General features: G+C 62.2%; 8 protein-coding genes. 5 read left to right on the top strand and 3 right to left on the bottom strand.

Annotated features, from left to right (window positions below; translation table 11 throughout):
• Positions 1–15: 15 nt before the first annotated feature.
• Complete coding sequence (locus P3T17_RS15770) at positions 16–468, bottom strand: hypothetical protein (protein WP_429287501.1); 453 nt, start codon at positions 466–468, stop codon at positions 16–18.
• Positions 469–782: 314 nt separating this feature from the next.
• Here P3T17_RS15770 and P3T17_RS15765 point away from each other — a divergent pair, with 314 nt between their 5' ends.
• Positions 783–983 (top strand): hypothetical protein, encoded by a 201-nt coding sequence (locus P3T17_RS15765; protein ID WP_429407738.1) that lies wholly within the window; start codon positions 783–785, stop codon positions 981–983.
• Between the two features lie 164 nt (positions 984–1,147).
• Positions 1,148–1,450, top strand: a complete 303-nt coding sequence (locus P3T17_RS15760) for a DUF4148 domain-containing protein (RefSeq protein WP_429407736.1) — start codon at positions 1,148–1,150, stop codon at positions 1,448–1,450.
• Between the two features lie 70 nt (positions 1,451–1,520).
• Here the strand turns inward: P3T17_RS15760 and P3T17_RS15755 are convergent, their stop codons facing one another.
• Positions 1,521–2,381, bottom strand: coding sequence for an alpha/beta hydrolase (locus P3T17_RS15755; RefSeq protein ID WP_429407734.1), 861 nt, complete (start codon positions 2,379–2,381; stop codon positions 1,521–1,523).
• A gap of 172 nt (positions 2,382–2,553) precedes the next feature.
• On the opposite strand from P3T17_RS15755, the gene P3T17_RS15750 reads away from it, so the two are divergent.
• On the top strand, positions 2,554–3,093 hold the full coding sequence (locus P3T17_RS15750) for a YbaK/EbsC family protein (protein WP_074266127.1): 540 nt from the start codon (positions 2,554–2,556) through the stop codon (positions 3,091–3,093).
• Between the two features lie 32 nt (positions 3,094–3,125).
• Here the strand turns inward: P3T17_RS15750 and P3T17_RS15745 are convergent, their stop codons facing one another.
• Positions 3,126–4,064: an aldo/keto reductase gene (locus P3T17_RS15745; RefSeq protein WP_429407732.1), complete on the bottom strand. Its 939-nt coding sequence runs from the start codon at positions 4,062–4,064 to the stop codon at positions 3,126–3,128.
• A gap of 406 nt (positions 4,065–4,470) precedes the next feature.
• On the opposite strand from P3T17_RS15745, the gene P3T17_RS15740 reads away from it, so the two are divergent.
• Together P3T17_RS15740 and P3T17_RS15735 are read left to right on the top strand one after the other, a co-directional pair.
• Positions 4,471–13,776: a hemagglutinin repeat-containing protein gene (locus P3T17_RS15740; RefSeq protein WP_429407730.1), complete on the top strand. Its 9,306-nt coding sequence runs from the start codon at positions 4,471–4,473 to the stop codon at positions 13,774–13,776.
• Entirely contained in the window at positions 13,773–13,997 is a 225-nt protein-coding gene (locus P3T17_RS15735) for a hypothetical protein (RefSeq protein ID WP_429407728.1), read from the top strand. The genes P3T17_RS15740 and P3T17_RS15735 overlap by 4 nt, the downstream gene beginning before the upstream one ends.
• The last annotated feature ends 11 nt before the right edge of the window (positions 13,998–14,008 follow it).

Raw genomic sequence — 14,008 nt, 5'->3', positions numbered from 1 at the left:
GGCGCGCGTCCGGCCTTAATGCGTGATAGATACCTTGAAGGCAGACTCGTAAGTCAACTGGACGTGCTCGTGGCGCGCCAATGAATTCATCACGGTGACGAGATCCGGCTGGCTCACCTTCACGGACTGCGCCGTGCCGGTCCGGTCGGCAATGGTCAGGAGATTCAGCTTGCTATTGATCGCCGTGACTTCCACCACCCCGTCATAGGTTCGCACTGCGCGAAAACCGTCCTGGCCGGAATCGGCTGCCGATTGGGTCACCTTGACGCTGTGCGTCAAGCGCGTGAGTTTGGCACCCTTCATGGGAGTAAGCGCGGTGACGTACGGCTCCAGATAGGCGATGGCGACTTTGTTGCCTACGCTAACCCGGTCGAGCACGTCGCTATGGTCCTTCGCGTTCAGACTCAGTTCGCGGCCGCTTTTGAGCGTCACGACAATGATCGAATTCTTCTTGTCGATGAAACTCACGGTGCCGTTTGCGTGGTCAACGGTTTTGTCGCTTTGTGAACTGACGGCCGCTGCCGAAGCGGCTGCCGGTTCCGAAGCCGTGTTGTCGGCCGCGGCGCAGATTGAAAGCCACGAGGACAGACCTAGTACGACCGCAATTGCTGCGGATCGCCGTGCTACGGAAGAACGACCACTGGACTGATAAAACATTAGTGCCCCCCTATCTATATGCGTTTCCGGTCCACGAAAGACGCAGCATCGATACGTCTCGCGCTTGACCCCTGAAATGCAGGTTCGAAATGTCAATTCCATCCTGACGGCACCGGAAACGTTTCATGCCGGCTTCTTGCGCCGCAGGATGCGGTGTAACGGTACCACGTTCCGCCAGCGGGCTTACCAATCGAAAGCTTGTCAGGGTGCTCGATAACGACGTGGTGGAAGGGTATCTGGAGCGGTTCAGATCAGAGGCAGGCGAGAAAGGGCGGACGGAGGTCGGCAAGGACGACGGCGTCGTGATCGACCGGCTGTACACCTGAGGTTCGCGATCTATATCACAGCGTGAAAAAACCTTCACGTGTCCGAAGCCGGAACGACACCTCTTCCTGCCTATTCTGAATACGCAACTTCGGCAACGGTCCAATTCCATCGCGACACAGGCCGTCTTGCCGCAGGGCAATATTAGACACTGGAGGAAGACACCATGAAGACCCCGTTGAAGTACGCATTGCCCCTCGGGCTGATGATGGCCAGCGCCTGCGCGATGGCCTCAGGCCAGCTCACGCCGCACGAGTGCAACTCGTATCCATTCAAGCACACGCAGGGAGAGGTGACGCACCGCGACATGATCCGGGAACTGCGCGAACTGGAGTCCGTCGGGTACCGGCCTTCGACTGACAACTATTCCCTCGATATCACCGATGCGCGGGCGCGTTTGATGGCGAAGTACGCTACGGACTGCAAACCAGATCAGAACGCCACGGCGGTACCGCCGTCGAACAGCTGATTCGTTTCAGGCTGCGGGTAAGGGCGTCGCGCCAGGCGTTCGATGCCTGCGCGCGCTTACCGCGTTGGTGTCAGGCGCCTGCGTGCTCCATCCAGCCAGCGATGGCGTCGACCACCTCGCCCTCGATCCCGTAGTAGCCGTGTGGTGACAGCGAGGCACACTGGTTCGACGAATGCGCCGTGCCCCCTTGCACGAATATCACGGTGCTGTGCGTATTGCGCATCGACTTTGCAATCGCGTCGGCCATCGAAGGTGGTGCGACCCAGCACTGATCGTCCTTGTTCGCGACCACGAGCGCGGGTACGTGCACATCATCGGGATGCGCGTCGAAGACGGTCTCGTGCGAGGCGCCGAGGATCGACACCGATTCGGTCAGGATCACGCCCGCAAGTCGCGAGCCTTTCTCGTGTGAAGCCGCGTTCATCGCTGCAATCGACCCCTGGCTCGTGCCCATCACCCAGACGGGGACGTTGGCCTGCTCATGAGCGAAGGCCACGATCTCCCGCGTTACTTCAGCGTAGGCAGCGGTGCTGCGCTTGCCGCGCATCGACTCATGGTCGATCGCGTCCACCAGCACGACGCCATAACCCTTGGCTTTCCATAGGTCCCGCGAGCGAACGACGAAATTGTCGCCGTGTTTGATCACACCATCTTTCTCGATGCCGATGTCGTCTGCGCCGCCCGGAAACATCACGATGATGCCGCGCGGTTCCGAGGGCGGTGCGTCGTATAGGACCCGCTGAAAGCCACCGTCTGCAAGCGGCAGGTCCCGCACGAGGACACCGCCTTGCGACGCTGCGCTGATGGCTTCCTCGTTCGCGGGGTGGTGGTGATGGATCTCGAAGGTGGATGCATCAGCGGCAATGGACAGCGTGCAGAGAACGGCGGCAACGAGGGCCGAGCGAAGGCGGCCAGTTTGATGTGAGAACACGCAAAGCCTCTAGGTCGGGTATCTTCAGGACTTCCTTGCCATCCCGTGGATGACACATGCGAGGATACGAGACACCGCGCCAAATTGAAAATACATGTGAACGACGGTTGCCATATTTTCAGGGTATGGCAATCTGGCGCAAAATAGACTCAAGACAATCAGCCTGCCTATCATGCACTCACACGAATCTCTTCAGAAGCTGGACATTATCGAAGCCGATCAGCTCGCCGACCATCTGCCGGCGCAGGTCATCGCTCATTTGCCACCCAATGGTGTCGTCGTATTCGCCGTCAGCGACGACGCCTCGGATACGGCCGCGTTCAGCGAGCGTTATGGTTTCGGGTTGGAAGACTGCGCGAATACCATCGTGATTCGCTACAGGAAGGATGGCGGAGAGCACTATGCCGCGATTGTGACGCTCGGCTCGTTGCGGCTCGATATCAACGGTGCGGTGAAGGCACACCTCGGCGCGCAGCGGCTCTCGTTCGCCAGGCGGGAGGTTGCGGTCGAACATAGCGGAATGGAATTCGGCGGTATCACGGCGTTTGGAGTGCCTGACGACTGGCGCATTCTCGTCGATGCTGCGGTGATGGAGCGTGAGCAGGTCGTGATGGGCGCCGGTGTGCGCGTGGCCAAGCTGTTGTTGCCGCCAGCGGTGTTGCGCGGTTTGCCAAACTGCGAGGTTGCGCAGTTGACGTTGCCTGCGGAATAGGCGCCGTTGGCTGCCGCTGCGTGGTTACGCGCTCATGCGCTGAGCGCGGCGACGATCTGTTTGCGCAGCGCCTGGTCGGGATAGTCACCGATACCGGCGTGCAAGTTGTCGATCATGTATTCGGGGCGTCCAGTGCCGGGGATCACGCAGGTCACCGCCGGATGCGCCAGCACGAACTTGAGCAGAACCTGGGCCCATGAGGTGCAGCCGATTTCCGCGGCCCATCCCGGCAATGGACGCCCGTGCAGTTGTGCGAGCAGGCTGCCGCCGCCGAACGGCTGATTGATCACCACACCTATGCCTCGCTCGGCTGCCAACGGCAGGATGCGTTCTTCAGCGGCGCGATCGTCTGCCGAATAATCGATCTGCACGAAATCGAGTTTCTCGCTGCGCATGATGGCCTCGACTTCGTCGAACGCGCCTGAGGTGTAGTGCGTGATGCCGAGGTAACGGATCCGTCCGCTGGCTTTCCAGTCGCGCAGCGTTGGCAGTTGCGTGCGCCAGTCGAGCAGGTTGTGAATCTGCATCAGATCGATATGCGGCTGCTGCAGGCGCCGCATCGACTCTTCCATTTGCGCAATGCCTGCTTCGCGGCCTTGCGTCCATACCTTGGTGGCGACGAACGCTTTCTGGTGGGCGGCGAGTTGGGTCAGCAAGGTGCCGGTTACCGCCTCGGAGGTGCCGTACATGGGCGATGAATCGATGACGGAGCCGCCGGCGGCGAACAGTATGCGGAGTACTTCGGCTAGACGTGCCTGGGCGGTGAGGTCGTCGCCGACGTCGAAGGTGCGCCATGTGCCGCAGCCGACTACGGGGAGTGGCTCGCCGGTGCTCGGGATTGGGCGTGTGTGCATGGATGGGGTGGGTTGCGCTTTGAGCAGGGTGCTAAGCGGTGCGGTCAGGATGGTGCCTGCGGCGAGGCGCAGGAGGGTGCGGCGGGTTGGGTGTGGGGTCGTTCGTGCTGGGGTCACGCCTGCCTCCTTGCGTCCGGGTGCCGTTCGCACGGTAAGTTGCGCGACGCCATACCTGATGCTCTCACGAAACGGCCGCCCATGACGGGAGGTGCCCGTGCGCGCGGCACCTGCGCAACCTCCACGCGCCTCATAAATCCTCCACCACATCAACGGCTTGCGAAGTTTGCCCGGTAGTTGTCCACATCCTTATGAACGGTTTCTGTGGAGAACTTTGTCGCGCAGCGCACCGGTCCCGCAAGCGTTTGATCCGGGCTACTTCATCTCCCGTCAACGTCCTATAGGACAACTCCGATTTGATGTGATTCGTTGTTTTCGGCTCAAGAACGGCGGCCCGTTTGACCCGGGTTGTTTCATCTGGCGCTAGATTACGCGGTCGTTAAAAGCGGCGTGCGGAATAGACCTGATGAACAAGAACAACTTTCGACTTGTGTATAACCGCCTGCGCGGAATGCTCGTGGCTGTCGAGGAAACCGCTGCGGCATCGGGAAAGGAAACTGGGCAGACCACGGCGCGCAGTGAAGAATCACAGGGCGTGATTTTTATGCTGCGGCAGGTCGCGTTTGCCGCGCTTGCCCTGCTTGGCACGCTGCCTTCGTGGTCGGGTGCGCAGATCGTTCCGGGTGGCGCTAACGCTCCATCCGTCATCCAGACACAGAACGGTTTGCCGCAGGTCAACGTCAACCGGCCCTCGGGTGCGGGTGTGTCGATGAACACTTATGGTCGGTTCGATGTGCAGTCGAAAGGCGCGATCCTGAACAACTCACCGGTGATCGTGCAGACGCAGCAGGCGGGCATGATTAACGGCAATCCGAACTTCGGCCCTGGCCAGTCGGCGCGCGTCATCGTCAATCAGGTCAATAGCAGCGCGGCGAGCCAGATCAACGGGCATCTTGAAGTTGCGGGCCAGCGCGCAGAGGTGGTCATTGCTAACGGAAGCGGGATTTCCGTGAACGGTGGCGGCTTCATCAACACGTCGCGGGCCATCCTGACCACCGGCACGCCGAATTTCGCGCCGGACGGCTCGCTCGCGGGCTTTAACGTGACGGGCGGCAACATCAGCATCCAGGGCGCGGGACTGAATGCGGGCGACACCGATCAGGTCGACCTGCTGTCGCGCGCCGTGCAGGCGAATGCCGCGATCTACGCGAAGAACCTGAATGTCGTGACCGGTGCGAACAGCATTAGCCATGACACGCTCAATGCAACGCCGATTGCGGGCGACGGTCCGGCGCCGGGTGTGTCCATCGACGTGAGCCAGCTTGGCGGGATGTACGCGAACCGGATTGTGCTTGTGGGCACGGAGAATGGCGTCGGTGTGTCGAATAAAGGCGTGCTGGCGGCGCAGGCGGGTGATCTGGTATTGAGCACCAATGGGCTGCTGACGCTGGCCGGGCAGACCAATGCAAGCGGCAACATGGCGCTCGCGGCGGCGGGCGGCATCGACAATAGCGGGACGACGTATGCGCAGCAGGGCGTGAGCGTCAACACGTCTGGCGCGCTGACGAACAGCGGTGTGCTCGCGGCGCAGCAGAACACGACGGTCAACGCGGGCAGCGTGGCATCGACCGGCACGCTCGGCGCGGGCGTGAACGGCGACGGCAGCCTTGCGCAGACGGGCGATCTGTCAGTGACGGCGGGCGGCACATTGACCACGACCGGACGCAATGCGGCAGGCGGCGATGCGTCGCTGAACGGCACGGCGGTCAATCTCGCCGGCAGCAGTGCCTCGGCCAATGGGTCACTCCAACTTGCAGCCAGCGGCGGCGACCTGAACCTGTCGGGCGCGACCGTGACGGCAGGCGCTGCGCTGGACACGCGCGCCTCCGGGACGCTCACGAACGACGGCGGTGTACTGTCCTCGGGCGGCGCACAGAGCGTCACGGCGGGCGCGCTGTCCGACCGCAACGGGCAGATTGTCTCGGGCAGCACGCTTAACGTCGCGACAACAAGTGACTTGCAGAACCAGGGCGGCACATTGCAGGCAGCCGGCGCACTTTCGGTTAGCGCCGGTTCGCTCGACAACACAGGCGGTCATGTTACTGCGTTGGGCGCGGACGGCCTCACGCTGGCGGCGGCGGGTCTGCTGAACAATGGCGCGGGCGGGACCATCGGCGGCAACGGTAACGTGAACGTGCAGGCCGGTCAGATCGCGAACGCGGGCTCGATCACCGCAGTGCAGTCGCTGATTGCCAGTGCCGTGCAGACGCTGTTCAACAGCGGGACACTCGCGGCGAACGGTAACGTGACCGTGTCCGCAGGCTCGACGTTCACCAACGCGAATACCATCGCAGCAGGCCATCTGGCTACGCTCACCGCGGCATCGTTCGACAACAGCCGTGGCAGCCTCGGTGCGGATCAGATCGCACTGCATGCGGCGAACCTCGTCAATCATGGCGGCACTATCACGCAAACCGGCAACGGCGCGACGACCATGGATGTAACGGGCACGCTCGACAATTCGGGCGGCACGCTGCAGACCAACAGCGACAACCTGGCGCTCGGCCCCGCTGCGCTTGTCAACGATAACGGCACAATTGCCAGCTCCGGCACCGGCACGCTGTCGATCAGTGGGAGCACGTTGTCGAACAATGGCGGCACGATCGCGACGAATGGCGCGCTTGATGTCCGGTCGGGTGCGGCTTCGAACCGGGGCGGCACGCTGGCCGCACAAACGGGTGCGACGTTGCACGTCGCCTCGCTGGACAACAGCGTGGGCGGCTACATCGGCGCGCAGACCGTTTCACTCACAGACTCGGGCGCGCTGAACAACGCCGGCGGGACGATCCAGGCGGACGACACGCTGTCCGTCTCGGCGCAGTCAGTCGTCAACGACGGCGGTTCCATTGCGAATGGCGGTACGGGCACGACGACGGTTAGCGCTGGCGGTGCGATCGCGAACACGGGCAACGGCCTGATTGGTGGCAATGGCGATGTATCGGTATCGGGTGGCAGCATCGGCAATGCGGGTGGCACCGTTACGGCGGGTGGCGCGGCCATGGTGCAGTCCGGCAGCACGCTCGATAACCGGGCTGGCCTGATTCAGGGTACGGACATCGTGTCGGTGTCGGCTCTGGGCGCTATCGACAATACCGGCGGGCAGATCGAGGCAGGCGGCACGGCGGCCACGCTCGCGGTCACAGGCGCGTCGCTCGACAACACGAACGGCCGCATCGCCAACACCGGATCGGGCGCGACGACCATCAGCGCGGCCACCATCGCGAACAGCAATACGGGCGGTGTCGCTGGCGCGGGCACCATTGGCGGCAACGGCGACCTGACCGTGAATGCGGCCACGCTGTCGAACACGAACGGCGCGCAGCTCGTGTCGGGTCACGACCTGACGCTGAACATCGCGCAGCTCGCGGACAACACGAGCGCCACGCTGTCGGGTACAAATAACGTCACGCTGAACGGCCCCAACGCAGGGGTCATCAATGTGGGCGGTTCGATCCACGGCAACGGTGCGATTGCGCTGAACACGGCCTCGCTCGACAATACCTCGGGCCGGATCGGCAACGATACCGGAAGCGGCGGTTCGATATCCGTCAATGCCGGTACGCTCGCGAACCAGGACGGCGCAATCGGCAGCGACCAGAACCTGAGCGTCACAACCAGCCAGCTCACGGGCGATGGCAGGATCATCGCCGGTAACGACGGTACGGTCACGGTCAACGGCGATTACACGCTCACCGGCGGCAACCAGATCCAGGCCAACAACAACCTGATCTTTACCACGGGGGGCGCTTTCACGAACCAGGGCACGCTCGGCGCGGTGAACGCGCTGACGGTGAACGCGGCGAACGTGGACAACCAGGCGGGCGCGGACCTGAATTCGTCGGCTACGACGGTCAATGCGGCGAATGGGATCACCAACGAAGGCCGCATCGAAGGTGACAATGTGACGACGCATAGCGCGTCGCTGACCAACACCGCAACGATTGTCGGCAATACGGTTACGCTCAATGCCGGTTTGATCGCCAACACGGGCGCTGCCGCCGTAATGGCCGCAGCTTCGCAACTGAATCTCTATTCGCCCGGCGACATTTCGAACACGGGCGGCGCGAACCTCTTCAGCCTCGGCGACATCAATATCGCGGCGGATGGCACGCGCGATGCCAACGGACTGCTCGCCAACCGCAGCAATTCCGTCACCAGCGACCAGTCCACCATCGAGGCGCAGGGCAACATCGAGATTGCCGCACAGACGATCACCAACGCCCGCCCCGCGCCGACGGTGGAAACGGTGACAACCGATGTCGATACCGTCCACCAGACCAAGCGCAGTAAGTACATGGCCTGTACGACAGAAAACGCCGACAAGAGCTACTGCACGCAGGCCATGTGGGACGACGGCTACATCGCGCCGATCAACGCGACCTTCTCCAGTTCAGACGTCGTGTCGCAGACCACCGGCCCAAACGCGACGGACAAGGTGCTGGTGGTGAACGTCAACGGCCAGCCGCAGACGATCTACTACAACACGCTGACGACCAACACCGACGGCACGATCACCGTCAGCTACTGGGACGGCTACGATCCGAACGTCAATTACGATCCCGGCACCGAATACGCTTCGCGCAACGACGCCCACAAGGGTTACCAGCGCGTCGAGATCGCACGCGACACGACCACCACCACGCAGCAGGACCAGGTAACCGGCCCGCAGGCGCAGCAGGCGCAGATCATGGCGGGCGGCAACATGGTGCTCGCCAACGTTGGCACGCTGAACAACGCGTATAGCGCCATCGGCGCGGGCGGCTCGATCCAGATTGGCAGCGCCGACGCAGCCGGCGATGTGGCGAGCGGCAACTATGGCGGCACGCTGGTGAACAACATCGGCCAGACGCTCTACCAGTACCAGACGCAGGACATCGTTTCGACCTACGCATGGAACGAGAACATTTCGCGCGATGTCGGCACCGTGGTTGAGCCGTCGATAGTCCTGTCCCCGGTTGCCATTGGCGGAACGGGTGGCACGATCATCGCGAACAACTCGGTGCAGATCGACGCAACCGACATCAACAACACCAACGTGGCGGCGGCCAACTCGGCAACCGGCGCGACGGGCGGCACACTCGGGGCGAATGGAACCGTGGGCGGCATCACCGGCACAGGGGCGCAGACCGTCAACCTCGCCACCGGCCAGACGCAGACCATCAACGCGCCGCAGTCGATTGCCGGACCGGACGGCGCACTCAGTATCACGCTGCCGTCGAGTGGCCTGTACACGTTCAACGCGGCCCCGGGCGCGTCATATCTCGTCGTTACCGATCCGCGCCTGACGAGTTACGCGAGTTTCATTTCGAGCGACTACATGCTGGGAGCGCTCGGCCTCGATCCGTCGAAGCTCATCAAGCGGCTGGGCGATGGCGTCTACGAAGAGCAGATGGTGCGCAACCAGATCACGCAGCTCACAGGCCACGTCTACCTGCAGGGCTACACGAGCAACGAGGACGAGTACCGCGCGCTGATGAATAACGGCGTGAACGTCGCGAAGGAGTTCAACCTTGAACCGGGGCTGGCGCTGACCGCTGCGCAGATGGACGCGCTGACGAGCGATATCGTCTGGCTGGTCAGCCAGAGCGTCACGCTGCCGGATGGTACGACGCAAACGGTGCTGGCGCCGGTCGTCTATCTGGCGCACGCCCATGCGAACGACCTGCAGCCGACCGGCGCACTGATCGCCGCCGATGACGTCGAGATTCACGCCACCGGTAACGCGACCAACTCAGGCGTTATCAAGGGCGGTACGCAGACCGTCGTCGCCGCGACCAACATCCTGAACCGGGGCGGCTCTATCGGCAGCAGCACGGACAACGGCACGACCGTGGTGTCCGCGACGAACGATGTCGTCAACGCGTCAGGACGCATCACCGGCAACCGGGTTGCCGTGCTCGCCGGTCATGACATTGTCAACGCCACGCTGGTGGACACGGTTGGCGTCAGCTCGACAGTGGGCAACAGCAAGGTCAGCCAGAGCCTGCTCGGCGCACAGGGCACGATTGCATCGACGGGGGACCTGCTGGTGGTGGCGGGCAATGACCTGTCGGTTCATGGCGCGAGCATCGCAGCAGGTGGTAATGCGCAGATCGCAGCGGGTCACGATATGACGGTGGATACCGTGCAGTCGGACACGTCGCAGTCGGTGACGAAGAATGCGGACCATCATTGGGAAGCCAGCAGCACGATCAACCAGACTGGCGCGATCACGGCAGGCGGCAGTCTCGCGATGCAGAGCGGCAACGATACGATGCTCAAGGGCGCGACGATCAGCGCGGGTGGCGATATGGCGGTGGTCGCGGGTGGCAACCTCACGGCAACGACCGTCACGAATACCGCGACCTACAACAACGTGGCAACGGACGACAAAACCCGCAAGCAGGCCGACCGCAGCTACGACGAGCAGGCGGTCGGGACGAGCCTGGCCGCGGGCGGCAGCGCGACGCTCGCGGCCCTGAGCGCCGATCCGGCGAAGGGCAATGTCACGCTCACCGGTTCGTCGCTGGCAGCGGGTAGCGGCGCGGCAACCATTGCGGCCACGGGTGACGTGACTATCAACGAAGGCCGCGAGGAACACGATTCTTACTCGGCGACCGAATCGAAGCGTGGCAGCAGTTTCCACGGCTCGACCACCGACACAATGCAGAACACGCAGGCGAACATCGGCGTGGGCAGCACCGTGTCCGGCGACACGGTCACGGTCAGTGCAGGCAAGGATCTGGGCGTGAAGGGTTCGACGATCGCAGGCACGAACGACGTGAACCTGGCGGCGGCGGGCAACGTGAACATCACGACCTCGCAGGACACGCAGAGTACATCGAGCTATTACCAGAAGCATGAGTCCGGCTTTGGCACGAGCGGCGGGATCGGTATTTCGGTGGGCAGCAGGACACAGACCGACACGGCCAATACCACTCAGGTAACGAATACGGGCAGCACGGTCGGGTCACTGAATGGCAGTCTGAACATCACCGCAGGCAACGACCTGCACGTTACTGGCAGCGAGCTGGTTGCCGCGCAGAATGTCACCGGCACCGGCGCTAACGTCACGATTGACTCTGCCGTCGATACGATGCATCACGACGAGACGCACGAGGTCAAACAGAGCGGCTTTACGCTCGCGATCAAGGCCCCGGTGATTGATGCGGTGTACAACACGGTTGACCAGGCACATGCGGCGAGCCACAGTCAGGATGACCGTGCTGCGGCATTGCACGGCATGGCGGCGGCGAGTAGCGCGGTTGATTCGATGGGCGCCGCTGGCACTGCATTAGGCGAGCTTGCCAATGGACAAACGCCCTCGGCCAAGATCGAACTCAGTTATGGCAGCAGCCACAGCAAGAACACCTACGCGGAAGACAGCACGACCAATCGCGGCTCAAGTGTCACGGCGGGCGGCACGGCCGCGTTCGTGGCGACCGGAGACGGCACACCGGGAAGTGGCAATGTGACGATTGCGGGTTCGAACGTGAACGCGAATGACGTGATCCTGGCGGCAAAGAATCAGGTCAATCTCGTGAACACGACCGACACCGACTCGACGCGCAGCAGCAACGAATCCAGCAGTGCGAGTGTCGGTATCTCCTATGGCACGCAAGGCTGGGGAGTCGATGCGTCGATGTCGAAGGCGCACGGCAACGGCAACAGCGATGCCGCCATGCAGAACAACACGCATGTGACGGCGGCCAACACTGCAACGATCATTTCGGGGGGCGACACCAGCATCATCGGGTCGAATGTGAATGGCCGTCAGGTGAATGCCGATGTCGGTGGCAACCTGAACATCGCGAGCGTGCAGGACACGATGTCGAGCGCCGCGCATCAGGAAAGCACGGGCGGTGGCTTCGCGATCAGCCAGGGCGGCGGCAGCGCTAGCTTCAGCCATACCAATGCGAACGCGAACGGTAGTTACGCGGGCGTGAATGAACAGGCTGGCATCTCGGCGGGCGACGGTGGGTTCAATATCAGCGTCAAGGGCAACACCGACCTCAAGGGTGCGGTGATTGCCAGTGATGCGGACGCGTCGAAGAACAATCTCTCGACTGGCACGTTGACTTTCAGCGATATCCAGAACCAGTCCAGCTATGACGCGCATTCGGGCGGCTTCAGTGCAGGCGTGACAACGGGTGACGGTGGCGCGAACTACAGCACCCACGGCCCGGGTTCAACGGCGAACGGGCCCAATGCAGGCGGCGGTGCGCCGATGTTGAGCCAGAACGACAGCGGCAGTGACAGCGCGACCACGCGTAGCGGCATCAGTGCGGGGACCATCAGCGTTACCGACGCAGCCAGCCAGACGCAGGACATCGCGAGCCTGAACCGTGACACGTCGAACACGAACGGCACGGTCGCCAAACTGCCGGACGTGAACAACCTGCTGGACCGTCAGGCGGACATGATGGCGGCGGCAAGCGCTGCGGGTGAAGCGGTGTCGCGGCGCATTGGTGACTACGCAGACGCACAGGCCAAGGCAACGGGCGATCCGGCATGGGCAGAAGGCGGTGCATATCGGGCAGAAATGCAAGCTGCAGGCGCGGCACTCGTGACCGGCCTTGCAGGTGGAAACGCGCTCGGTGGTGCGGCAGGAGCGGGTATCGCGTCGATTGCAGGGGGCGAGCTGAACAAACTAAGCGGCGCAATTGCAGGATTGAACCCGACCGGTAACGCCGACATCGACACCGCGCTCGGCAACATCGTGGCGAACGCCATTGCTACGGGCGCGGGTGCGGCAGTCGGCGGCAATGCAGGTGCATTCGAAGGCTATAACGTTGACCGGTTCAACCGGCAGTTGCATCCCGACGAGCGACAGTGGGCGAAAGATAACGCCAAACAGTTTGCCCAGTTCTACGAGGAGAAGACTGGCCAGTCGATCACGGCGGATCAGGCGCAGAACATGTTGCTGGCGAACGGTTACCGTCTGGTCGATGCAGCAGCAAGCAAGGGGCCTGGTGGCGATGCAACTGCGGTGGCGTTTATCAGTCAGAACGCAGGCGGCATGTTCACCGCTACTTCAGCCGAGTACAACAGTCCTTTCCTCTATGGAAACAAGGATGGTTCGTTGACGCCGGAACAACGGGCTTTACCGGGAGCTGTAGCTAACCCTAAACTCGGCCTCGCAATTGCGGGAGCCTTGGCCGCACCAGCGGTCCTTCCTGCACTGGCAGCAATACCGGGTGCGCCGATCTTCGGGATTGACGGGGCATTGGGTTCGACTGCATGGACTTCGGCGGTGGGGACCGGCGCGATTAGCGCGGGGATCAATGCAGGCTCGCAGTATTACCAGAATGGGACGGTCAATCCCATTGACGTGGCCATTGCTGCGATATCGGGAGGCGTTGGCGCATCCGGCGGGCTGGGATGGAACGTGTTCGTGAATGGCGTGGGTGGTGCGACAGGCACGGCGATCAATAACGCCGTATATGGTAAGAGCGACAGCGTCATATTTGGCGGCGCAGTGAGCGGCGCTGGCGCGGCCTTCGGTTATGGTGTTGGCAAAGGCATGGAGACAGGGATCAACTCCATCCTGCGGCCAACGATCAACAGTTCGGGCTGGGCGGATGTCGGAAAATGGGCTGGGCCGTCGGGGTTGAACTTCCTTATACCGAACAATCTACCAACTATCGGCTCTTCTGTTGGCGGAGGCTTCGGGTCGGAGTTCGGCAATGCTGAAATCAACAGCATCAAAAATCACGTGGATGGCAAGAGATGATTCGGTTGCTACTTCTCTTTGTTTATGCCTTCGCTATCTCGCTGCTTGGTGTGGCGGCCATGAAGGTCACGATTGCTTACATGGCGAAGTTGTTTTATGGTGGCAGTCACCTATGGGGCTGGCATGATGCTGAAGATGTGTTTGTTAAGGGTTTTTTATTAGGTTCAGTCTTCTGTGTGTTTGCAGTCGTGCAATATCTCAGGGTAAGAAATCGGCTGTAGCAGTACGGTTC

This window comes from Paraburkholderia sp. GAS82 (assembly GCF_050436285.1).
Lineage (GTDB): Bacteria > Pseudomonadota > Gammaproteobacteria > Burkholderiales > Burkholderiaceae > Paraburkholderia > Paraburkholderia phenazinium_B.
This window is presented reverse-complemented; position numbering and strand designations above follow the sequence as displayed.